At 71.9% G+C, this 21,645-nt stretch carries 23 protein-coding genes; 12 read left to right on the top strand and 11 right to left on the bottom strand.

Annotation, left to right across the window (positions count from 1 at the left end):
• Window positions 1-94 (bottom strand): biotin carboxylase N-terminal domain-containing protein (locus ACIRPU_RS29220; protein ID WP_280842533.1); only part of this gene is annotated, 94 nt, incomplete at its 3' end.
• 373 nt (window positions 95-467) lie between these two features.
• On the opposite strand from ACIRPU_RS29220, the gene ACIRPU_RS29215 reads away from it, so the two are divergent.
• Window positions 468-959 (top strand): hypothetical protein, encoded by a 492-nt coding sequence (locus tag ACIRPU_RS29215; protein ID WP_403872432.1) that lies wholly within the window; start codon window positions 468-470, stop codon window positions 957-959.
• On the opposite strand, the gene ACIRPU_RS29210 is transcribed toward ACIRPU_RS29215, so the two are convergent.
• The 4 genes from ACIRPU_RS29210 to ACIRPU_RS29195 form a co-directional block, all read right to left on the bottom strand.
• Window positions 928-1,533 carry a nucleoside triphosphate pyrophosphatase gene (locus tag ACIRPU_RS29210; RefSeq protein ID WP_054242526.1) on the bottom strand — a complete coding sequence of 202 codons (606 nt, stop codon included), beginning with the start codon at window positions 1,531-1,533 and terminating at the stop codon, window positions 928-930. The genes ACIRPU_RS29215 and ACIRPU_RS29210 overlap by 32 nt on opposite strands.
• A 25-nt stretch (window positions 1,534-1,558) precedes the next feature.
• Complete coding sequence (gene mmpB, locus ACIRPU_RS29205) at window positions 1,559-1,687, bottom strand: morphogenic membrane protein MmpB (RefSeq protein ID WP_355706601.1); 129 nt, start codon at window positions 1,685-1,687, stop codon at window positions 1,559-1,561.
• Between the two features lie 184 nt (window positions 1,688-1,871).
• Window positions 1,872-2,081, bottom strand: coding sequence for an acyl-CoA carboxylase epsilon subunit (locus ACIRPU_RS29200; protein WP_403872429.1), 210 nt, complete (start codon window positions 2,079-2,081; stop codon window positions 1,872-1,874).
• 17 nt (window positions 2,082-2,098) lie between these two features.
• A complete protein-coding gene (locus ACIRPU_RS29195) occupies window positions 2,099-3,712 on the bottom strand; it encodes an acyl-CoA carboxylase subunit beta (protein ID WP_403872427.1) in 1,614 nt (537 codons plus the stop codon).
• Window positions 3,713-3,822: 110 nt separating this feature from the next.
• Here ACIRPU_RS29195 and ACIRPU_RS29190 point away from each other — a divergent pair, with 110 nt between their 5' ends.
• Both ACIRPU_RS29190 and ACIRPU_RS29185 read left to right on the top strand, forming a co-directional pair.
• Window positions 3,823-4,689 (top strand): biotin--[acetyl-CoA-carboxylase] ligase, encoded by an 867-nt coding sequence (locus ACIRPU_RS29190; RefSeq protein WP_403872425.1) that lies wholly within the window; start codon window positions 3,823-3,825, stop codon window positions 4,687-4,689.
• 115 nt (window positions 4,690-4,804) lie between these two features.
• Complete coding sequence (locus tag ACIRPU_RS29185) at window positions 4,805-5,956, top strand: adenylate/guanylate cyclase domain-containing protein (protein WP_384124055.1); 1,152 nt, start codon at window positions 4,805-4,807, stop codon at window positions 5,954-5,956.
• Between the two features lie 3 nt (window positions 5,957-5,959).
• On the opposite strand, the gene ACIRPU_RS29180 is transcribed toward ACIRPU_RS29185, so the two are convergent.
• Window positions 5,960-6,649, bottom strand: a complete 690-nt coding sequence (locus ACIRPU_RS29180; protein ID WP_403872423.1) for a hypothetical protein — start codon at window positions 6,647-6,649, stop codon at window positions 5,960-5,962.
• A 251-nt stretch (window positions 6,650-6,900) separates the two neighbouring features.
• Here ACIRPU_RS29180 and ACIRPU_RS29175 point away from each other — a divergent pair, with 251 nt between their 5' ends.
• The 3 genes from ACIRPU_RS29175 to hutH all read left to right on the top strand — a co-directional run bounded on the left by ACIRPU_RS29175 (window position 6,901) and on the right by hutH (window position 10,649).
• Window positions 6,901-7,704 carry an enoyl-CoA hydratase-related protein gene (locus tag ACIRPU_RS29175; RefSeq protein WP_355706691.1) on the top strand — a complete coding sequence of 268 codons (804 nt, stop codon included), beginning with the start codon at window positions 6,901-6,903 and terminating at the stop codon, window positions 7,702-7,704.
• A 149-nt stretch (window positions 7,705-7,853) separates the two neighbouring features.
• Window positions 7,854-8,996: a diguanylate cyclase domain-containing protein gene (locus tag ACIRPU_RS29170; RefSeq protein ID WP_403872420.1), complete on the top strand. Its 1,143-nt coding sequence runs from the start codon at window positions 7,854-7,856 to the stop codon at window positions 8,994-8,996.
• Window positions 8,997-9,080: 84 nt separating this feature from the next.
• On the top strand, window positions 9,081-10,649 hold the full coding sequence (gene hutH / locus ACIRPU_RS29165) for a histidine ammonia-lyase (RefSeq protein ID WP_403872449.1): 1,569 nt from the start codon (window positions 9,081-9,083) through the stop codon (window positions 10,647-10,649).
• 83 nt (window positions 10,650-10,732) lie between these two features.
• Here the strand turns inward: hutH and ACIRPU_RS29160 are convergent, their stop codons facing one another.
• Window positions 10,733-11,521: a hypothetical protein gene (locus ACIRPU_RS29160; RefSeq protein WP_403872418.1), complete on the bottom strand. Its 789-nt coding sequence runs from the start codon at window positions 11,519-11,521 to the stop codon at window positions 10,733-10,735.
• Window positions 11,522-11,563: 42 nt separating this feature from the next.
• Window positions 11,564-11,944, bottom strand: a complete 381-nt coding sequence (locus ACIRPU_RS29155; protein ID WP_403872416.1) for an LPXTG cell wall anchor domain-containing protein — start codon at window positions 11,942-11,944, stop codon at window positions 11,564-11,566.
• A gap of 109 nt (window positions 11,945-12,053) precedes the next feature.
• Here ACIRPU_RS29155 and ACIRPU_RS29150 point away from each other — a divergent pair, with 109 nt between their 5' ends.
• The 5 genes from ACIRPU_RS29150 (at window position 12,054) to ACIRPU_RS29130 (ending at window position 17,125) form a co-directional block, all read left to right on the top strand.
• On the top strand, window positions 12,054-12,410 hold the full coding sequence (locus ACIRPU_RS29150) for a hypothetical protein (protein ID WP_384124044.1): 357 nt from the start codon (window positions 12,054-12,056) through the stop codon (window positions 12,408-12,410).
• Between the two features lie 200 nt (window positions 12,411-12,610).
• Window positions 12,611-13,873, top strand: coding sequence for an Ig-like domain-containing protein (locus ACIRPU_RS29145; protein WP_403872414.1), 1,263 nt, complete (start codon window positions 12,611-12,613; stop codon window positions 13,871-13,873).
• Window positions 13,874-14,028: 155 nt separating this feature from the next.
• Window positions 14,029-15,510 carry an ABC transporter permease gene (locus ACIRPU_RS29140; protein ID WP_384124041.1) on the top strand — a complete coding sequence of 494 codons (1,482 nt, stop codon included), beginning with the start codon at window positions 14,029-14,031 and terminating at the stop codon, window positions 15,508-15,510.
• 46 nt (window positions 15,511-15,556) lie between these two features.
• Window positions 15,557-16,243, top strand: a complete 687-nt coding sequence (locus ACIRPU_RS29135) for an ABC transporter ATP-binding protein (protein WP_351758305.1) — start codon at window positions 15,557-15,559, stop codon at window positions 16,241-16,243.
• 90 nt (window positions 16,244-16,333) lie between these two features.
• Window positions 16,334-17,125: a group II truncated hemoglobin gene (locus ACIRPU_RS29130; RefSeq protein ID WP_403872411.1), complete on the top strand. Its 792-nt coding sequence runs from the start codon at window positions 16,334-16,336 to the stop codon at window positions 17,123-17,125.
• A gap of 175 nt (window positions 17,126-17,300) precedes the next feature.
• Here ACIRPU_RS29130 and ACIRPU_RS29125 read toward each other — a convergent pair whose 3' ends face one another.
• Window positions 17,301-18,200, bottom strand: coding sequence for a helix-turn-helix transcriptional regulator (locus ACIRPU_RS29125; RefSeq protein ID WP_355706616.1), 900 nt, complete (start codon window positions 18,198-18,200; stop codon window positions 17,301-17,303).
• Between the two features lie 172 nt (window positions 18,201-18,372).
• Between ACIRPU_RS29125 and ACIRPU_RS29120 the strand changes: the two genes are divergently transcribed.
• Complete coding sequence (locus tag ACIRPU_RS29120) at window positions 18,373-19,413, top strand: NAD(P)-dependent alcohol dehydrogenase (RefSeq protein ID WP_403872409.1); 1,041 nt, start codon at window positions 18,373-18,375, stop codon at window positions 19,411-19,413.
• Between the two features lie 144 nt (window positions 19,414-19,557).
• Here ACIRPU_RS29120 and ACIRPU_RS29115 read toward each other — a convergent pair whose 3' ends face one another.
• Both ACIRPU_RS29115 and ACIRPU_RS29110 read right to left on the bottom strand, forming a co-directional pair.
• Complete coding sequence (locus ACIRPU_RS29115) at window positions 19,558-20,658, bottom strand: FecCD family ABC transporter permease (RefSeq protein WP_403872407.1); 1,101 nt, start codon at window positions 20,656-20,658, stop codon at window positions 19,558-19,560.
• Window positions 20,655-21,641, bottom strand: coding sequence for a FecCD family ABC transporter permease (locus ACIRPU_RS29110; RefSeq protein WP_403872405.1), 987 nt, complete (start codon window positions 21,639-21,641; stop codon window positions 20,655-20,657). Before ACIRPU_RS29110 ends, ACIRPU_RS29115 begins: the two co-directional genes overlap by 4 nt.
• Between the last annotated feature and the right edge of the window lie 4 nt (window positions 21,642-21,645).

Here is a 21,645-nt window from a genome sequence, read left to right as displayed (position 1 = left end):
CGTATACGGCCACGCTCGCGATGCCGGCATCCCGGCACGCCCGGGCCACGCGGACTGCGATTTCGCCACGGTTGGCGATGAGCACCTTGCGCACGATTGAGGCTCCCTCCTTGAAACAAGCCGAGTTTAGGGACTGCCGACACGACTCTTCGACCCGTCCCCAAAGGTGAGCTTGCCCACACGGAGCGTGATGCCAGGCTCACTCGACCGCGAAATCCCTTGTAGTACCGCCGTACGCAGCACTCCTCGGGCAAACCCTAGCCCTCCGGTGTGGCCAAGGTCTCTGTGAGCACGTGCTGCGGCACACTCCGTTTCTTTGTGGAGTCCCTACGAATGGCCCAACGATTCTTTGCCGCGCGCAGAACCCTTGTCCCGGGGTTTACCCGTTAGTAGCGTTCAGGGTGTTCCGAACGTACTTGAGGTAACAGCACCCTTGCTCGGGTCGGGGTCGAAAGTGGGTGGGACCGGTGGTGCGCAGACCGGTGGCGTGGATCGTGGCGGTCGTGCTCTTCGTGGAGGCGCTCGGCGTCGCCGCGCTGAACTGGTTCATGGGCGTCGTGGTCGACCGGCAGGACATGTCTCTGGCCGGAATGGACCCGGACGTCATGGCGACGTCCTCGAAGGTCGGCGGGATCCTCTTCGGGCTCTACTTCGGCCTGTGCGCCGTGGTGGCCCTGCTGGTGGCCCTGCGCGACCGCGCGCCCGCCGGAGTGGGCCGGGTGCTGCTGATCAGCGTCGCGGTCGTGCACGGCCTGCTGGGCGCCTTCGCGTGGGGTCTGCTGGGCTGGACGCAGTTCCTGTTCATGGTGGTCGTCCTCGCCCTGATCGTGCTGCTCCTGATGACGTACGACGCCCAGGAGCGGCCCGCGGCCCGGCAGCCGGAGGGCGGCAAGGGCGACGGTGGCCCCCCGGTCGTGCCGGCGCCGGTCACGCCTCCGACGGCGCCCACAACTCCGTGATCCCGACGCCGAGTTGCGCCAGCAGTCGGCGCACGAGGGGCAGGCTGATGCCGATGACGTTGCCGTGGTCGCCGTCGATGCCCTCGATGAACGGGGCCGAGCGACCGTCGAGGGTGAACGCCCCGGCGACGTAGAGGGGTTCGCCCGAGGCGACGTACGCCGCGATCTCCTCGTCGGTCGGCTCGCCGAAGCGGACGACGGTGGAGGCGGTCGCGGAGGTGTAGCGCCCGCTGAGCGTGTCGTAGACGCAGTGGCCGGTCTGGAGCGTCCCGGCCCGGCCGCGCATCGCCTTCCAGCGCGCGGTGGCCTCCGCGGCGTCCGCGGGCTTGCCCAGCGCCTCGCCGTCCAGGTCGAGCACCGAGTCGCAGCCGATCACCAGGGCGCCCTTGACCTCGGGCTTCGCGGCCACGACGGAGGCCTTCGCCTCGGCGAGCGCGAGTGCCAGGTCGGCCGGGGTGGGAGCGGTGACGGCGTCCTCGTCGACCCCGCTGACGATCACCTCGGGGGCGAGACCGGCCTGGCGCAGCAGGTTCAGCCGGGCGGGGGACTGGGAGGCGAGGACGAGTCGGCGCATGCGCTCAGCCTAGCGGCGTGACGCTTTACCTGAGCCCCAGCACGATCATCGCTATCACCATGGCCAGGGCGAGGAAGAGGCCGAGTCTCCGCAGGGTCTCCTGCATCTCGCGGAGTTCCTCGGGGGGCTCGTTCTCGGGGTCGGACCACAGCATTCCACCAGCGTGGGGCTCGGCGGGTCGCCGGCGCCTGAGTACCCGTACTCAAGTTGCGGGCCCGCAGTCGTTCACCGAATGTTCGGCTGTCGTTCGACTGCGGGCCGGTGGGGGCTGGTCGCGGCGGAGCCGCATGTCGATACGGCCCCGCGCCCCTGGAAGGCGACCGGCAGGTGGGTCGCGCTCAGCTCGGCCAGTAGGTGCGGGTCCAGGTCGCCTGGCCCGGCTGGGGCAGGCGCCGGGCCGCGATGCGGGCCGGGTCGGACCACGCGTCCCTCGGGCCTTCCGCGCCGGACGGCGGGGAAGCCACCGCCGCGGCGCGGGCCCGGACCACCGCCAGGGCGGCGGCGAGCTCCTCGGGCGTCGGGTTGCCCCGTACGACCTTGATCGTCATGTCGGCTCCCAGCAGACCTAGAGAGGGATGTTGCCGTGCTTCTTCGGAGGAAGGGATTCCCGCTTGGTGCGCAGCTGACGCAGGCCGCGCACGATGTGCCCGCGGGTGTCGGACGGCATGATCACCGAGTCGACGTAGCCGCGCTCGGCCGCGACGTACGGGTTGAGGAGGGTGTCCTCGTACTCCCGGATCAGCCGGGCGCGCACCGCCTCCGGATCCTCACCGCTCGCCGCCGCCTCCGCGATCGTGCGGCGGTGCAGGATGTTGACCGCGCCCTGGGCGCCCATCACGGCGATCTGGGCGGTCGGCCAGGCCAGGTTGATGTCCGCGCCCAGGTGCTTGGAGCCCATGACGTCGTAGGCGCCGCCGAAGGCCTTACGGGTGATCACCGTGATGAGCGGGACCGTGGCCTCCGCGTACGCGTAGATCAGCTTGGCGCCGCGGCGGATGATGCCGTCGTGCTCCTGGTCGACGCCGGGCAGGAACCCGGGCACGTCCACGAACGTGATGACCGGGATGTTGAAGGCGTCGCAGGTCCGGACGAAACGGGCCGCCTTCTCCGAGGCCGTGATGTCCAGACAGCCCGCGAACTGCATCGGCTGGTTGGCGACGATGCCGACCGGGTGGCCCTCGACCCGGCCGTAGCCGGTGAGGATGTTCGGCGCGAACAGCGCCTGCGTCTCGAAGAACTCGGCGTCGTCCAGCACGTGCTCGATCACCGTGTGCATGTCGTACGGCTGGTTGGCGCTGTCCGGGACGATGGAGTCCAGCTCCAGGTCCTCCTCGGTGACGGACAGGTCCGCCTCCTCCGCGAACACCGGCGCCTCGGAGAGGTTGTTGGACGGCAGGTACGACAGCAGCTGCTTGACGTACTCGATGGCGTCCTTCTCGTCGCCGGCCATGTGGTGCGCCACGCCCGACACCGCGTTGTGGGTGCGCGCGCCGCCCAGCTCCTCGAAGCCGACGTCCTCGCCGGTGACCGTCTTGATGACGTCGGGTCCGGTGATGAACATGTGCGAGGTCTGGTCCACCATCACCGTGAAGTCGGTGATCGCGGGCGAGTACACCGCGCCGCCCGCGCACGGGCCGACGACCAGGCTGATCTGCGGGATCACGCCCGACGCGTGCGTGTTGCGGCGGAAGATCTCGCCGTACGCGCCCAGCGAGGCGACCCCCTCCTGGATGCGGGCGCCGCCGGAGTCGTTGATGCCGATGACCGGGCAGCCGGTCTTCAGCGCGAAGTCCATGACCTTGACGATCTTCTGGCCGTAGACCTCGCCGAGGGCGCCGCCGAAGACCGTGAAGTCCTGGGAGAAGACGGCGACCGGGCGGCCGTCGACCGTGCCGTAGCCGGTGACGACGCCGTCTCCGTACGGGCGGTTGTTCTCCAGGCCGAAGTTGGTGGAGCGGTGCCGGGCGAACTCGTCCAACTCGACGAAGGAGCCCTCGTCGAGGAGCAGCTCGATCCGCTCACGGGCCGTCAACTTGCCCTTGGAGTGCTGCTTCTCGACGGCACGCTCCGAACCGGCGTGCGTCGCTTCCTGGATGCGGCGCTGGAGATCCGCGAGCTTGCCCGCGGTCGTGTGGATGTCGATCCCTGGGATCTCGTGGCGCTCTTCCGGCTCGGACATCGGGATGTGGCTCCCTGCCTGCTCAAAAGGGGGGACGGTTACTCATCCGTAGAGTAGTGCTGGCCCTGGGGATCGGCAGTGCGGCATTCAACACACCTAGGGTGGCTTGCATGACACCGCGAGATGCAGCAGACGAGGGCGGCAGCCGGTGGTCCGATCTGGACCGGCCGCCCCTCAACGCCCCGGCGCTGCGCCGGGCGCTGGTACGGGAGGGCGGGCTGTGGTCGCAGGTGGAGGTGGTGCAGAGCACCGGTTCCACCAACTCCGACCTGGTCGACGCGGTGAACGCGGGCAGGGCGGGCGAGGGCGCGGTCCTCGTCGCCGAGGAGCAGACCTCGGGGCGCGGCCGGCTGGACCGCCGGTGGACCGCGCCCCCGCGTTCCGGGCTGTTCTTCTCCGTGCTGCTCACCCCGAGCGAGGTGCCGGTGGCCCGCTGGGGCTGGCTGCCGCTCCTCACCGGGGTCGCCGTGGCGACGGGCCTGTCCCGGGCGGCGAGCGTCGACACGGCACTCAAGTGGCCCAACGACCTCCTGGTGACCATCGGGGGAGAGGAACGCAAGGCGGGCGGCATCCTCGCGGAGCGGGCCGGCCAGGAGGCGGTGGTCGTCGGCGTCGGCCTCAACGTCACCCTGCGCGCGGACGAGCTCCCGGTGCCGCAGGCGGGGTCGCTGGCTCTGGCCGGCGCGCTGAACACGGACCGGGACCCGCTGCTGCGGGGCGTCCTGCGCTCGCTGGAGGAGTGGTACGGGCGCTGGCGGGCGGCCGACGGCGACCCGGCGGCGAGCGGTCTCCAGGAGACGTACGCGGCCGGGTGCGCGACGCTGGGACGAACGGTACGGGCCGAACTGCCGGGGGACCGGTCGATCGTCGGCGAGGCGGTCGCTGTCGACGGGGACGGACGGCTCGTGATCGCCACGAAGGAAGGGGTACAGGAGCCGGTGGGCGCGGGAGACATCGTGCATCTGAGGCCGGCGTGAGCCGAACGCCGGGCGGCGTGTCCCCGCCGAACCGGACGGAGTGAGCTGGCGCACACCTGCCGTAGAGTTGAGGCCGGTCGATACCTGACCGCGGAAGATCGGAAGGGCAGCAGGCGTGACCGTCGACGACACGGGCTCCGGCGCGGGTGCGGACGGCCGGGGAAACCTGCCGGCCGCCGAACCCGGTGAGCCGGGCGACCCCGGTGAGGACCCGCATCCTCTCGCCCTGCGCCTCGAGCAGCTCATCCTCGGCGCAGAGCGGCGCTACACCCCGTTCCAGGCCGCCCGCAGCGCCGGCGTCTCCATGGAGCTGGCGTCGCGTTTCTGGCGGGCCATGGGCTTCGCCGACATCGGGCAGGCCAGGGCGCTCACCGAGGCCGACGTCCTCGCCCTGCGGCGCCTGGCCGGTCTCGTGGAGGCGGGGCTGCTGAGCGAGGCGATGGCCGTGCAGGTGGCGCGGTCCACCGGACAGACCACCGCCCGGCTGGCGGAATGGCAGATCGACTCCTTCCTGGAGGGGCTGACCGAGCCGCCCGAGCCGGGGATGACCCGCACCGAGGTCACGTATCCCATCGTCGAGCTGCTGCTGCCCGAGCTGGAGGAGTTCCTCGTCTACGTCTGGCGTCGGCAGCTCGCCGCCTCGGCGGGCCGGGTCGTCCAGGCCGCCGACGACGAGGAGATGGTCGACCGGCGGCTCGCCGTCGCCTTCGCGGACCTCGTCGGCTTCACCCGGCTGACCCGGCGGATGGAGGAGGAGGAACTCGGCGAACTCGTCGAGGCCTTCGAGACGACCGCCGCCGACCTGGTCGCCGCCCGCGGCGGACGGCTGATCAAGACGCTCGGCGACGAGGTGCTGTACGCGGCCGACGACGCGGGCATCGCCGCCGACATCGCGCTGCTCCTCGTCGAGACGATGAGCAACGACGAGACGATGCCCGAACTGCGGGTCGGCATGGCGTTCGGCACGGTCACCACCCGGATGGGCGATGTCTTCGGCACGACGGTCAACCTGGCCTCACGGCTGACGTCGATAGCTCCCCGGGACGCCGTCCTCGTCGACAGCGCCTTCGCCGAGGAGCTGATCCGCACCGGCGACGCCCCGGCCTCCGAGGCGGAGGCGGCGGAGGAGGCGGCCGCCGCCGAGAAGGAGGGCGAGGAGCCGCCGAAGTACCGCTTCGCGCTCCAGCCGATGTGGCAGCGGCCGGTGCGCGGTCTCGGCGTGGTCGAGCCCTGGCTGTTGACGCGGCGCAACGACGTCGACGGCTAGGGCCTAGAGCCTCGGCACGGTGGCGCCCAGCGGGTCCACGCACAGGCCGATGACGGGAACGCAGACGCCCGGCCGACGTGGATCGTCGGGCTGCTCCGGCTGGGGCGTGGGTGCGGGCGCGGGTGCGGCCGTGGTCGGGGCGGGGGCCGGTGTCCGCGGGGGCGATGCGGGCCGCGGCGCGGTGGTCGCCTCGGGCGCCGGGGCGCGGGGAGCGGGCGCGGCCGGGGTGTAGGTGGTGCCCGGGGTGAGGGCGACGGACGTCGGTGCGCCGGGGACGCCGGGGATCAGGCCGGCCTCGGGGGCGGCGCCGGCTCCGCCCATCGCGCTGGGCGCGGTCGGGGTGGGGGTGGGCGCGCCGGTCGCGGACGGGCCGGCCGAGCGACCGGCGCCGGTGTCGGCGCCGCTGTCGATGTCGGCCTCCGACGTGCCCGCGACGGGTTCGGGCCGCGGTTCGGCCTCCGCGGTGCCGAGACCGCCGGCCCCGCCCGGGTCGGGGGTCAGCCGGACGAGGCTCAGCACCCCGGCGGCCAGCGCGAGGCCGCCGGCGGCGAACAGCACCTTGCGGGGGCGGGGACGGCGGTGCCGGCCCCGGGGGCGCGGGGCCCACAGCCCGCCGCTCTCCCCGGACGCCCCCTCGTCCTGCGGAGCCGTCTCGTACTGCCCGGCCCATGTGCCCACCGGCGTGCTCGTCATCGCGTTCCCTCCCCGGTGCGGTCGCGCCCCCGATGCGCCGGGGCGGACGCACGTTATGCGCTGTCGTGAGCGATGCGGGCGGAGTTGGGCGGCATGTCACTCGAACGGGTCGGCAGGGCCGCGATCCGGGGTGAGGCCCGGCCGCAGACCGGTCCGCTCTTTCGTCTCCCGGTCCCGGCTGCGATGATCGGACGAGCGTTGTTAACCCGCGTTAACCGGAGGGTGTCGTGAGCGGTGTCGGGAGCGGTGTCATGAGCGAGGAACGGTTCGGGGAGTTCGTCCTGGTGCGGCGGCACGGGGACGGCGGGCACGTCGCCGAGCTGGTCCTCGACCGGCCGAAGGCCATGAACGCCGTCTCCACCGACATGGCCCGGTCGATCGCCGGGGCGTGCGCGGCGCTGGGCGGGGACCGCGACGTGCGGGTGGTGGTGCTGACCTCGACGCACGAGCGGGCGTTCTGCGTCGGCGCCGACCTGAAGGAGCGGAACTCCTTCAGCGACGCCGAACTGCTGCGGCAGCGGCCGCTCACCCGCGCCGCGTACACCGGCGTGCTGGAACTGCCGGTGCCCTCGGTCGCGGCGGTGCACGGCTTCGCGCTGGGCGGCGGCTTCGAACTGGCGCTGGCGTGCGACGTGATCGTGGCCGACGGCACGGCCGTGGTCGGGTTGCCGGAGGTGTCGGTGGGGGTGATCCCCGGCGGCGGCGGGACCCAGCTGCTGCCGCGCCGGGTGGGGGCGGCCCGGGCGGCCGAGCTGGTGTTCACGGCCCGCCGGGTGGCGGCGGCCGAGGCGCGGGACCTGGGCCTGGTGGACGTCCTGGTGGAGGACGGGCGGGACCGGGAGGAGGCGCTGGCGCTGGCCGGGCGGATCGCCGGCAACTCGCCGGTGGGGCTGCGCGCGGCGAAGCGGGCGCTACGCCTGGGGCAGGGGCTGGAACTGCGGGCCGGGCTCGAGATCGAGGACGCGGCGTGGCGGTCGGTGGCCTTCTCCGGGGACCGGGCGGAAGGGGTGGCGGCCTTCAACGAGAAGCGGAAGCCGCAGTGGCCGGGCGAGTGAGGGAACAGGTGCCGGGCGTGTGAGGGAGCGGCGAGCGGGCGAGTGAGGGAGGGAGCGGCGGGCTGGCGACACGCGACCGGAGGTGCGCTCATCACTCTCCGTGCCCCTTCGGCGTCCCCTTTCTGGCTGAATGTCCCTAGCCTGGGGAGATGGGTGACGACAGACGCCTGGTGGCCGTGGTGGCGCTCGCGCAGGGGATGGCGGCCGCGCACACCCCCCGTGAGTCGTGGCGCGCGGCCGCGCTCGGGGCCTGCCGGGCGCTCACCGGCGGCTTCGCCGCGCTCTCGGTGTGGGAACGGGACCTTGGGCGGCTGCGCGTCCTGGTGAACGTGGGGGACCGGGCCGCCGACGAGGACGAGTTCCCGGACGGCGAGGCCTATCCGGTGCACCAGTTCCCCGAGATCACCGAGTTCCTGCACGAGCGCTGGGTGGCCGGCGGCGAGCCGAACGCCTGGGTGGAGACGGCCCAGGGCCCCGCCGCCGGGCGCCCCGGCTACTGCCACCAGAGGGTCGCCGCGCTGCGCCGCCGGGGCCGCGGCTCCTGTGTGGTCGCGCCGATCGTGCTGCACGGCCGTGCCTGGGGCGAGCTGTACGTCGCCCGTTCCGTGAGCGCCCCCGTCTTCGACCGGGCCGACGCCGACTTTGCCACCGTCCTCGCCGCCGTCGTCGCCGCCGGGCTCGCCCAGACCGAGCGGCTGGAGGAGGCCCGCAGGCTCGCCTTCACCGACGCCCTCACCGGTCTGGCCAACCGGCGCGCCGTCGACGTACGGCTGGAGGAGGCGGTCGAGCGGCATCGTGCGGAGGGGGTCGTCGTCAGCCTCGTCGTGTGTGACCTCAACGGGCTGAAGCGGGTCAACGACACCCTCGGGCACGCCGTCGGGGACCGGCTGCTCGAGCGGTTCGGGTCGGTGCTGTCGCTGTGCGGGGCCATGCTGCCCGGCGCGCTGGCCGCCCGGCTCGGCGGCGACGAGTTCTGTCTGTTGGCCGTCGGGTCGCGCGCCGACGAGGTCGTCAAGGTCGCCGACGACCTCTGCCGGCGGGCCGGTGAGCTGGAGCTCGGCGAGGGGGTGGCCTGCGGGGTCGCCTCCACCGAGGACCCCATCGGGCCGGTGTCCTCCGCCCGCCGGCTCTTCCGGCTTGCCGATGCCGCCCAGTACCGGGCCAAGGCGGTGCGGGCCGCCCGGCCGGTGGTGGCCGGGCGCGAGGGCCCCGACGATCCCGTCGTGCGCCTCGCCGACGAGCCCTCCCGCGAGCGGGCCGGCGAGCGGCGGCGGTTCAGGGGGCGGCGTTGAGGGTGTGACCCAATCGGTAAGGGGTGAACCGGGTACCCACTGGTGACATCCTGGTCTTCACTGCGTACGCTCCTGAATATGGATATGCACACTGTGGTGGTGGGGACGTCCGGCGTGACCGCGTCCGACGTGCTCGCCGTGGCGCGCGAGGGCGCCCGGATCGAGCTCTCCGGGGAGGCGGTGGCGGCCCTGGCCGCGGCCCGCGAGATCGTGGACGCGCTGGCGGCCAAGCCCGAGCCCGTCTACGGCGTCTCCACCGGGTTCGGCGCCCTCGCCACCCGGCACATCAGCCCGGAGCTGCGCGCCCAGCTCCAGCGCAACATCGTCCGCTCGCACGCCGCCGGCATGGGCCCGCGCGTCGAGCGCGAGGTCGTCCGCGCGCTGATGTTCCTGCGGCTGAAGACCGTCTGCTCCGGGCACACCGGCGTCCGGCCCGAGGTCGCGCAGACCATGGCCGACATCCTCAACGCCGGTATCACCCCGGTCGTCCACGAGTTCGGCTCCCTCGGCTGCTCCGGCGACCTGGCCCCGCTCTCGCACTGCGCCCTCACCCTCATGGGGGAAGGCGACGCCGAGGGCCCGGACGGCGCCGTACGGCCCGCTGGCGAGCTGCTCGCCGAGCACGGCATCACCCCCGTCGAGCTGCGCGAGAAGGAGGGGCTGGCGCTCCTCAACGGCACCGACGGCATGCTCGGCATGCTGGTCATGGCCCTCGCCGACCTCGACATGCTCTACAAGTCCGCCGACGTCACCGCCGCGCTCAGCCTCGAGGCACTGCTCGGCACCGACAAGGTGCTCGCCCCCGAGCTGCACGCCATCCGCCCGCACCCGGGCCAGGGCGCCTCGGCCGCCAACATGCTGGCCGTGCTGGCGGGTTCGGAGCTCACCGGCCACCACCAGGACGACGCGCCCCGCGTCCAGGACGCCTACTCGGTGCGCTGCGCCCCGCAGGTCGCCGGCGCCGGCCGCGACACCATGGCGCACGCCCGGCTCGTCGCCGAGCGCGAGCTGGCCTCGGCCATCGACAACCCGGTGGTGCTGCCTGGGGGCACCTCCCAGGCTTTCGGCACTGGGGGAGGCAGGGTCGAGTCCAACGGCAACTTCCACGGTGCGCCGGTCGCCTACGTCCTGGACTTCCTCGCCATCGCCGTCGCCGACCTCGCCTCCATCGCCGAGCGGCGCACCGACCGGCTGCTGGACAAGAACCGCAGCCACGGCCTCCCGCCGTTCCTCGCGGACGACGCCGGTGTCGACTCCGGGCTGATGATCGCCCAGTACACGCAGGCCGCGCTGGTCAGCGAGCTGAAGCGGCTGGCCGTACCGGCGTCCGCCGACTCGATCCCGTCCTCCGCGATGCAGGAGGACCACGTGTCGATGGGCTGGTCCGCGGCCCGCAAGCTGCGCACCGCCGTCGACAACCTCACGCGGGTGATCGCCGTCGAGCTGTACGCCGCCACGCGCGGTGTGGAGCTGCGGGAGGGGCTCACCCCGGCGCCGGCGACGCGTGCGGTCATCGAGGCGGTACGCGAGGCGGGCGTGCAGGGGCCGGGCCCGGACCGGTTCCTCGCGCCCGACCTCGCGGCGGCGGACGCCTTCGTGCGCGGCGGACGGCTCGTCGCCGCGGTGGAGACGGTCACCGGACCGCTGCGGTAGCGCGAAAGGGCCCCTCCGCGGGGATGCGGCGGGGCCCTTTCGAGGTGCGGCGGGGCCCTCTCGACGTGCAGGGGGCCGGCCGGCTACTTCAGCTTGGCGACCTGTGCGTCGACCACGGCCGCCGGGACGCTGCCCAGGTCGCCGCCCTTCGACATCGCGGCGAAGTTCACCGTGTAGAAGGTGGCGACGGTGTTGCCCTTGCGCACCACCACGGTGTGGAAGGTGGCCGTGCCCGCGCCGTCCATGTCGACGTCCGCGGCGAACGTCACCGCCTCGTCACCCTTCGCGGCGCTCTTCTCGGCGACGACCTTGGTGACCTTGGTGGTCTCACCCTCGGCCGTCAGGCCGTACCCGCCGGCACAGGCCGTGACGCCGTCGGAGACGGCCTTCAGGGCCTTCTGGGCGCCGTCGCCCTCGTACGAGGAGAGGCCCACGAACGTCATGTCGACGTCGAAGGCGTCCGCGAAGTCCTCGGGCTGCACGGTGGCGCCCGACGCCTTGTCCTCCGAGACCGTGTTGCTGGCGTTCGCGTCCGTGTCGCCCGGGGCGAGAGCGGCCGTGGCCCAGGCGAGCGGGTCGCACGCCGGCTTGTCGGTCTTCACCACGGTCTTGGAGGCCGGGAGGGTGTCGTCGCCCGATTCGGACTTGTAGCCCTTGAGTTCGCCCTGCGCGAGCAGCAGCTTCTCCAACTCGGCGGTGGTGAGCGCCTTCGCGGCCGGAGCGGACGAGGAGGAGCCGGCGGACGAGGAGGCGGACGCCTTGGAGTCCGCGGAGTCCTTCGACCCGTCGTCCGAACAAGCGGTGAGGAGGGAGAGCGACAGCGCGCCTATCGCGGCGGTGGCGCACAGCCGTGCCCCCGGTGATCTCTTCATGAGCGAACTATGAAGAGCCTGTCAAAGAACAGTCAAGTTAATTCAAAAACCAAGACGTTCGCGACGAACGGAATAAACCACGAACCCCGCGCCCAACGCGAGAAGCGTGGTTCCGCCGACGACGTACGGGGTCGTGTCGAAACTGCCGGTGTCGGCGAGCCGGGTGCCGTCGTCGGCGGTGATGTCCGCCGTGGTGTCGGCAGCCGTCTCGGCCGTCGTCCCGGCGGTGCCGTCGGCGGTGGTGCCGGCGGTGGTGTGGGTCGTGGTCGTCGACGCGGCCCGTGCCTGGGTCGTGATCTGCGTCGTCGTACCCGTTCTGGCCGGAGTGTCCTGGGACGCGTTCGCGGACGGGACGAACCACAGGGCGCCCAACAGGGCCCCTGCGGCGGTGGCGGTCAGCAACGGACGTCGAGCGGATGACACGGAATATCGATCCCCTTGTGGCGCTGGCGAATTGGCCGTGTGGTCCGATGCTAATGAAAGTCGCGGGTCGCGGGAAAGTTGCGGGAGCTGTGAGCCGTACGCTCCGGCCATGAGTACTGAAGAGACATCACGTTTTGTACGAATTAGAGTAGATATTCTTCTTGAGGTGCACGACGAGGACGCCGTGACGACGGCGGCGCTGCGGCGGATCGCCGACGACGCGGAGCTCCCGGACGCCGAGCGCGCGCACGCCGAGGGCGCTGTGACGGAAGACACCGCGGAGGCCCTCGCCTATCTCGTCGACCCCTTCGACCTGGTCGGTGAGGTACCCGGGGTGGAGCTCCAGCAGGCCTCCTGGTCCAGCGAACGGATCGACTACGACCCGGATTCGCCGGAGTGGGACCTCGACGAGGATGATGTCGACGAGGATGGCGAGGCGGACGGCGAAGAGGCGCGCATCGGCTGAGCGTTCCGGGAAACTCGTCACCCCGGACGGCAACCGCCGACCGGGGTTTCGCCGTCTCAGCAGACGCACGAACCGACACCCGCACCCTCCGCGCCATGAACGTGGCGTGCCCCACACCTTCGGGAATGGGGAACGGGAGGAACCGGTCGTAGCGTTGATGTTCTTGACGGGGACTCTCTGGGTTCTGGTAATCGGCAACGATGGAGAAGCGTGTGATGACGGACAGTAGGCGGCGCCGAGGTCTGATGACCGCGTCCGCACTGCTCGGCGGTGTTCTGGTGCTCTCTGCGTGTTCCGGCGGCGGCAGTGACGCCTCCGACGGCGGAGGCAGCTCCTCGCAGGCCAAGGCCGACGAGGCGGCGGCCAAGAAGTCCTCCGAGGCCCAGATCAAGATCACGCCCGCGGACGGTTCGGACAACGCCTCCATCAACAACTCGGCTGCCGTCACGGTGAGCAAGGGCACGCTCACGGCGGTGACGATGACCACCTCCGACGGCACGGCCGTCGAGGGCGCGCTCTCCGCCGACAAGACCAGCTGGAAGCCGAACGCGCAGCTCGAGCGCTCCACCACCTACAAGGTGGCGGCCGAGGCGAAGGACTCGGGCGGCCTCGTGGCGCACGAGAACGCCTCCTTCACCACGGTCTCCCCGGACAACAGCTTCATAGGCAACTTCACGCCGGACGACGGCTCGACCGTCGGCGTGGGCATGCCCGTGTCGATCAACTTCAACAAGGAGATCACCAACAAGGCGGCCGTCCAGAAGGGCGTCACGGTCACCTCCAGCAGCGGTCAGGAGGTCGTCTGCCACTGGTTCTCCACCCAGCGCATGGACTGCCGTCCCGAGGACTACTGGAAGGAGAACTCCACCGTCACGCTGAAGCTCGCGCTCGACGGGGTGGAGGGCGCCGACGGTGTCATCGGGGTCCAGCAGAAGACGGTCACCTTCAAGGTCGGCCGCAACCAGGTCTCGTACGTCGACGCGAAGACCAAGCAGATGAAGATCACGCACAACGGCGCGGTCATCAAGACCATCCCGATCTCGGCCGGCTCGCCCGACAACAAGACGTACGAGGGCCAGATGGTGATGTCGGAGATGTTCAAGGAGACGCGCATGAACGGCGCGACCGTGGGCTTCACCGATGACGACGGCAAGGGCGAGTACGACATCAAGGACGTGCCGCACGCCATCCGCCTCACCAACTCCGGCACCTTCGTGCACGGCAACTACTGGGGCGCGAAGTCCGTCTTCGGCTCGGTGAACACCAGCCACGGCTGCGTGGGTCTGTCCGACACCAAGGGCGCCAACGACACGGGCACGGCGGGCTACTGGTTCTTCACCCACTCCATCGTGGGCGACGTCGTGGTGGTCCAGAACACCGGCGACAAGACCGTGTCCCCGGACAACGGCCTCAACGGCTGGAACATGGACTGGGCGCAGTGGAAGGCGGGTTCGGCCGTCTGAGGTAGTTCCTGACGGTCTGTTCGACAGTCGACCCACAGCTTTCCGGTGCCGCCCCCAGGGGCGGCACCGGTGTTTCCGGGGTTGATCACAGCCTTCTCATCCTTCTCTTATTTCGGCCTTATCCCTTCATCACGCGCGGTACCTACCGTGCGGCCATGTTCTTCACCTACCTGAGGCGCGAACTGCGCCGCCGTAGAAAAGCGGCCCTCGTCGTCGCCTCCGGGCTCGCGCTGGGTATCGCGCTGGTCATCGTGGTCACCTCCGTGTCCTCCGGCATGGGGAAGGCCCAGGACAAGGTCCTCCAGTCCCTGTACGGACTGGGTACGGACATGACCGTCACCAAGGCCGCCTCGCCCACCGCGAGCGCCTCGGACCGTCCGCGCTTCCAGTTCGACGCGCAGGACAGCGACTCCGACGCGGAGCAGAGCACCGACCGCGTCATGGTGCAGGGTTTCCAGACCCTGTCGACCGCGACCGTCACCAAGGTCGGCAAGCAGGGCGGTGTCTCCGACGCGGTCGGCGGACTGAGCCTCCAGGTCCTCAAGGTCGACGGCCAGTTCACCCGCGGCCAGTTCCAGCAGAACGACAACGCGAGCGGCGGCGGCCAGCAGGGCGGCGGCGCCGGTGGCAACGGCGGCGGCAACGGGCAGCCGCAGGGCGAAGTGCAGGGCGGCGGAGCCAACTTCGACGTCAACAGCTACTCCGTCTACGGCACCGACGTCACCGAGCCCGCGCTCGGCCCGCTGACCTCCTCGACGATCACCAGCGGCCGCACCTTCAAGACCACGGAGAACAACGGCAAGGTCGCCGTTCTCGACTCGGCCTACGCCAAGGAGAAGTCGCTCAAGGTCGGCTCCACGCTGACCATCAGCAAGGTCAAGTTCTCGGTGATCGGCATCGCCACGGCCGACAGCGGCGACGCCGCGGCCAACGTCTACCTTCCGCTGACCCAGGCTCAGACCCTCAGCGACTCGAAGGACAAGGTCACCACGATCTACGTCAAGGCGACCGACTCCCAGAAGATCGACAGCGTCAAGTCGACGATCCAGAAGAACGTCTCGGGCACCACGGTGACGACCTCCGCCGACCTCGCGGACACCGTCTCCGGCTCTCTCTCCACGGCCTCCTCGCTCGCCACCAACGTCGGCAAGTGGCTGTCCATCGCGGTCCTGATCGCCGCCTTCCTGGTCGCCGGTCTGCTCACCTCCTCGGCGGTCTCCCGCCGCGTCCGCGAGTTCGGCACGCTGAAGGCGCTGGGCTGGAAGTCCGGCCGGGTCACCCGGCAGGTCGTCGGCGAGGCCATGGTCAACGGTCTGCTGGGCGGCGCCCTGGGCATCGGGCTGGGCCTGGCCGGCGCGTACGTCGTGACCGCGATCAGCCCCACCCTCCAGGCCCAGTTGGGCGGCGGCGGTGGCGGCGGGGGCCAGGGCGGTCCCGGCGGTGGCGGCGGCTTCGGCGGTGGCGGTCGCCAGGCGGCGGCCAAGACCCTCGACGTGGCGCTGACGGCGCCCGTGAGCGTCACGACGGTGGCCGTCGCGGTGGGTCTCGCCGTGGCCGGCGGTCTGATCGCCGGGGCGTTCGGCGGCTGGCGCGCCTCGCGGCTGCGCCCGGCCGACGCGCTGCGCCGCGTCGAGTAGCCGAACCGCCCCCACCCCCATACGCACACCAGGAGTTGTTGTCCCCATGTACGAACTCAGAGGCGTCACCAAGCGCTACACCCGGGGCAAGGAGACGGTCCACGCCCTCGCCGGGGTCGACCTGACCATCCCGGACGGCGACCGGCTCGTCATCCAGGGCCCCACCGGCGGCGGCAAGTCCACGCTGCTCCAGATGATCGGCGCGCTCGACCGGCCGTCCGAGGGCGAGATCGTCCTCGACGGCGTCGACCTGGCCAAGCTCTCCGAGGCCAGGCTGACGAAGGTGCGCAGCGAGAACATCGGCTTCGTCTTCCAGTCCTTCAACCTCATCCCGACGCTCAACGCGCAGGAGAACGTCGAGACCGCGCTCGTCCCGCTCGGCGTGAAGGTCAAGGAGCGGCGCGAGCGGGCCGCCGAGGCGCTGAGGTCCGTCGGCCTGGGGGAGCGCCTCGGACACCTGCCGTCCGAGATGTCCGGCGGCCAGCAGCAGCGCGTCGCGATCGCCCGCGCGCTGGTGAAGCAGCCGAAGGTGCTGCTCGCCGACGAGCCCACCGGCAACCTCGACGAGAGCATGCGCGACGAGATCATGGACGTGCTGCACACCATGTGGAAGGAGCACGGGCTGACCTTCATCATGGTCACCCACGACTCCTCGATCGCGAAGAAGGCCCCGCGCGTCGCCACGATCCGCAAGGGCAAGATCACGGTGAAGGAGAACGCGGCGTCCGCCTGACGGGGCCGCGGGACACCGGTTCGCTGAGCGCTGAGCGAACGCCCGCCGGAAGACGAGCCTCCGGCGGGCCGTTCGTGCTTGCGTGGCCCCATGACGGCACCCGAGACAAGCACGCCCCGCACCACGGTCGAGTACATCCGGTACCGGATCCCCGAGGAGCGGTCCGCGGAGTTCCTGGCCGCGTACACCCGAGCCGCGCGTGAGCTCGCGGCCTCCCCGCACTGCGTCGACTACGAACTCGCCCGCTGCGAAGAGGACTTCGGACACTTCATCCTGCGGATCACCTGGACGTCGACCGAGGACCACCTCGAGGGCTTCCGCACCTCGGACCTGTTCCCCGCCTTCCTCGCGGAGATCCGCCCGTACATCGGGCACATCGACGAGATGCGGCACTACAAGGCCACCTCGGTGCGCGGGACGGGCTCCGCCGTGCCCACGCTGTACGCGTGGGCGGGCGGGGCGGAGGCCTTCGCCCGGCTCACCGAGGCCTTCTACGCCAAGGTGCTCGAGGACGACCTGCTCGCGCCGGTGTTCGCGGGCCTCGCCCCCGAGCACGCCGAGCACGTCGCCCTCTGGCTCGCGGAGGTCTTCGGCGGGCCGGCCGGCTACTCGGCGACCCAGGGCGGCCACAGCCACATGGTGGCCAAGCACTTCGGGCGGGACATCACCGAGCCCCAGCGCCGCCGCTGGGTCGACCTCATCCAGGACGCCGCCGACGAGGCGGGTCTGCCCACAGACGCCGAGTTCCGTTCGGCGTTCCTCGCCTACGTGGAGTGGGGCACGCGGCTCGCCGTCCACTTCTCCGGCCCGGACGCCAAGCCGCCGGCCGAGCAGCCGCTGCCCCAGTGGAGCTGGGGCGCGGCACCGCCGTACCAGGGCTGAGCACGGGAACATTTCCGCCCGTCCGGCGCCTCCGTACAGGGCTGAGCGCGGGAACATTCAGCCCGTCCGGCGTTTGAGGACGAGGCCCCTTCAGGGCCGAAGCGGGGGTCTGGGGGCGGCAGCCCCCAGGGGGAGGGCCCCACGGGGGGAAGGCCCCACCGGCGCGGGCGGGCTCTCAGACGGACGGCGCCTGAGAGCCCGCCCGCGTCGCGTCGACGCCCCAGCTCGCCAGCAGCCGCAGCGCCTCCGCCGAGGCCGACCCCGGATCCGCGTGGTACGTCACCATCGTCTGCTCGCCGTCGCCCATCAACCGGAACCCCTCGAAGTTCAGGGAGAGTTCGCCGACCAGCGGATGCCTCAGCAGCTTCACGCCGTGGCTCTTCTCCTTGACGTCGTGGGTCGCCCACAGCCGCCGGAAGTCCTCGCTCTTCACCGACAACTGCCCCACCAGCGCGGACAGCCGCGGGTCGTCGGGATAGCAGCCCGCGTCCATGCGCAGGGCGCAGACGATGTCGATCGCCTTCTGCTCCCAGTCCACGAAGAGGTCCCGGTAGTCGGGGCGCAGGAAGACCAGCCGGGCCCAGTTGCGCTCCGCCACCGGCAGTTCCGCCCAGTCGCCGAAGACCGCCGCCGCCATCCGGTTCCAGCCCAGGATCTCGGTGCGCCGCCCGATGAGGTACGCCGGCACCGAGTCCATCGTGTCCAGCAGCTGCCGCAGCGGGCCCCGCACCTGCTGGGGCGGCGCGGCCTGCTTCTTCTTGTGCTTCGGCTTGGCCAGGTGGGTGAGATGCGCGTGCTCGGCGTCGGAGAGCCGCAGCGCCCTGGCGATGGAGTCCAGCACCTCCGCCGACACGTTCCGCCCGTTGCCCTGCTCCAGGCGCGTGTAGTACGCCACCGACACGCCGGCCAGCTGCGCCAGCTCCTCGCGCCGCAGCCCCGGCACCCTGCGGTGCCGCCCGAAGTCCGGCAGCCCCACGTCCTCCGGCTTCAGCCTGGCCCGCCGGGTGCGCAGGAACTCGCTGAGCTCGGCACGCCGGTCCAGGGGGGCGCCGGGAGGTTCGGGGTGTTCGTCCATGCCGTCCAGTATTCCCGGTCGTACGCACACCAGCCTGACCCCGCCAGTGGTAGGCACAGCAGACGTACGCAGAGGCGTGACCTGGGTACTTCTTGTGAGATGGGGCAGGCTGGACGTCGTACCCGGCCCGAAGGCAGGCCGGAAACACCCCCCCCGCAAGGAGATTCCCCGCATGACCACCGTTGCCGCGTACGCCGCACCGTCCGCCAAGGCTCCGCTGGAGCGCACGACGATCGAACGCCGCCCGGTGCGCGAGTTCGACGTCCTGATCGACATCGAGTTCGCGGGCATCTGCCACTCGGACATCCACCAGGTCAAGGAGGGCTGGGGCGAGGCGATCTTCCCGATGGTGCCCGGCCACGAGATCGCGGGCGTCGTCTCCGAGGTCGGCCCCGGCGTCACCAAGTACGCCGTCGGCGACCGCGTGGGCGTCGGCTGCCTCGTCGACTCCTGCCGTGAGTGCGACAACTGCAAGGCCGGCCTGGAGCAGTACTGCACCGGCGGCAGCGTCGGCACGTACAACGCCGTCGGCAAGGACGGCGAGCCCACCTACGGCGGCTACGCGCAGAAGATCGTCGTCGACGAGAACTACGTCGTCCGCATCCCCGACGGCCTCGCGCTCGACGTCGCCGCGCCGCTGCTCTGCGCCGGCATCACCACGTACTCCCCGCTGAAGCACTGGAACGCCGGCCCCGGCAAGAAGGTCGCGATCCTCGGCATGGGCGGCCTCGGCCACATGGGCGTCAAGATCGCGCACGCCCTCGGCGCCGAGGTGACCGTCCTGTCCCAGTCGCTGCGCAAGAAGGAGGACGGCCTCAAGCTGGGCGCCGACCACTACTACGCCACCAGCGACCAGAAGACCTTCGAGGAGCTGCGGGGCACCTTCGACCTGATCCTCTCGACGGTCTCGGCCCCGCTGAACCTGGACGCCTACCTGGCCCTGTTGAAGACCGACGGCGCCTTCGTGAACGTGGGCGCGCCCGAGGAGCCCGTCGCCCTCAACCTGTTCTCGGTGATCGGCGGCCGCAAGACCCTCGCCGGCTCCGGCATCGGCGGCATCCAGGAGACCCAGGAGATGCTGGACTTCTGCGCCGAGCACGGCTTCGGCGCCGAGATCGAGCTGATCAGCGCCGACCAGATCAACGAGGCGTACGAGCGGGTGCTCGCCAGCGACGTCCGCTACCGGTTCGTGATCGACACGTCGACGATCTGACGGACCTCGTGACGGACCTCGTGACGGACTTCGTGACGGACCTCGCGGATCTCGCGACGGTCCGTGCGGCTTCCCGACCGTGAGTGGGCCCCCGGCGCATCTCGCCGGGGGCCCTTCCCCGTCGCCGCACGGGCGCCGGGCTCCTCAGCGGTCTCGTCGGTCCCTCCCCAGCAGCCACAGCAGATACGGCCCGCCCACCAGCGCGGTCAGCGCGCCGACCGGGATCTCCAGCGGCGGCAGCAGGGTGCGGGCGGCCAGATCCGCGCCGACCAGGACCACCGCCCCCGTCAACGCGGCCGCCACCAGAGGCAGGTGGGGCGTCCGCGTGAGACGCCGGGCCAGCTGGGGAGCGGTGAGGGCGACGAAGCCGATCGGTCCCGCCGCGCCCGTCGCGGTCGCCGCGAGCACGACGCCGAGGACGGTCAGACCGAGTCGTACCCGGCCCACCCGTACGCCGAGCGCGGTCGCGGTGTCCGCGTCGAGGCCGAGGGGACGGGCGGCCCGGCCCGCCCACACCAGCGCGGGCAGCGCGAGCAGGAGCACGGCGGCCAGCGGCCCCGCCTGCTCCCGGCCGCGGCCGTTCAGGCTGCCGGTGAGCCACAGCTTCACCTGCTCGGCGGCCTCCAGTTCGCTGTCGGTGAGGTACAGCTGGACGACCGCGGACAGCGCGACGCCGATGCCCACGCCGGTGAGCACGAGACGGTTCGGCTGCATCCCGCGGCGCCAGGCGAGCAGGTAGACGAGGGCCGCGGCCGCGAGACCGCCCGCGACGGACACGGCGGGCAGCGCGCCGGGCGAGGCGACCGTGCCGGTGGCGAGGGCGAGGACGGTCGCGGCGGCGGCCCCGTGGCCCACCCCGATCACGTCCGGACTGGCCAGCGGGTTGCGGGTGACCGTCTGCACGAGCGCCCCGGACAGCCCGAGGGCGGTGCCGACGAGGGCCCCGAGGGCGATCCGTGGGACCCGGAGCTCGCCCACGACGAGATCGTGGGGACCGGCGTCACCGCGCAGGGTGCGCCACACCTCGGCCGGCGGGACGTAGGTCTGGCCGAGGCAGGCGGAGGCGAGCATGACGGCCGCGAGGAGCAGCACGAGGGCCACGGCGACGCAGGCGGAGCGCCGGTGCACGAGGAGGGAGGCCCGGGGGTGGGGGCGCAGCACCGTGGAACCCGCGGGCCGCACGGGCGGTGCCCCGGTCTTCGCGGCCCCCGACCCCAGTTGTCCGTCCGTCGGCTCGGGGGTCATGCCGCCGCCCCCTTCCGCCGCACCAGCACCACCAGCACCGGCACCCCCACCAGCGCCGTCATCACTCCGGCCGGCACCTCCGCGGGAGCCCGTACCACCCGTCCCGCCGCATCCGCGAGCAACAGCAACGCCGCGCCCAGCAGCGCGGACAGCGGCAGCACGAGCCGATGCGCGGCGCCCCGGGCTACCCGGCGCGCGAGGTGCGGGGCGGCCAGACCCACGAAGGCGATCGGCCCCGCCGCGGCCACCGCGGAAGCGGTCAGCAGGGTCGCCCCGAGCGCCGCGCACACCCGTACCGTGTGCACCCGATGCCCCAGCACCCGAGCCGTCTCGTCGCCGAGGGCCAGCGCGTCCAGCCCCCGCGCACACCCCAGCACCAGCAGCGCGCCCACCGCCAGGAACGGCAGCATCCGTACGACGGTGTCGGCGTCGCGCCCGCTCAACGCGCCCACCTGCCAGAACCGGAACTGGTCGAGGGTCGCCGAACTCGACGTCAGGACGACGGTCGTGGCGCCTGCGGTCATGGCGGACAGGGCGGTACCGGCCAGCGCCAGCTTCACCGGCGAGGCCCCGCCCCGGCCCCGGGCGGCGATGGCGTACACCAGGCACGCGGCGGCGACGGCGCCGACGAAGGCGTACCGGACGTACCCGGAGAAGCCGTCGGCGAGACCGAGCGAGACGGCGAGGACGACCCCGGCCGCGGCGCCCTGGCTGAGGCCGAGGATGCCGGGGTCGGCGAGCGGATTGCGGGTGACCGCCTGGAGGGCCGCCCCGGCGAGACCGAGCGCGGCCCCCGCCGTCAGTCCGATCTCCGTCCGCGGCAGCCGCAGCGACCGTACGACGAGGGCGTCCGGCGAGCTCCCGCCGTGCAGCAGGGCGTCGAGCACGGCGGACGGCGGCACCGCGCGGGTGCCGACGGCGAGGCTGAGCACGGCCGCGGCGGCCACCAGGAGGACGGCCGCCGGCCAGGCGAGGTGTTTCACGAGG

It is taken from the genome of Streptomyces sp. NPDC102259, from assembly GCF_044766465.1.
In the GTDB taxonomy this organism is placed as follows: domain Bacteria; phylum Actinomycetota; class Actinomycetes; order Streptomycetales; family Streptomycetaceae; genus Streptomyces.
This window is presented reverse-complemented; position numbering and strand designations above follow the sequence as displayed.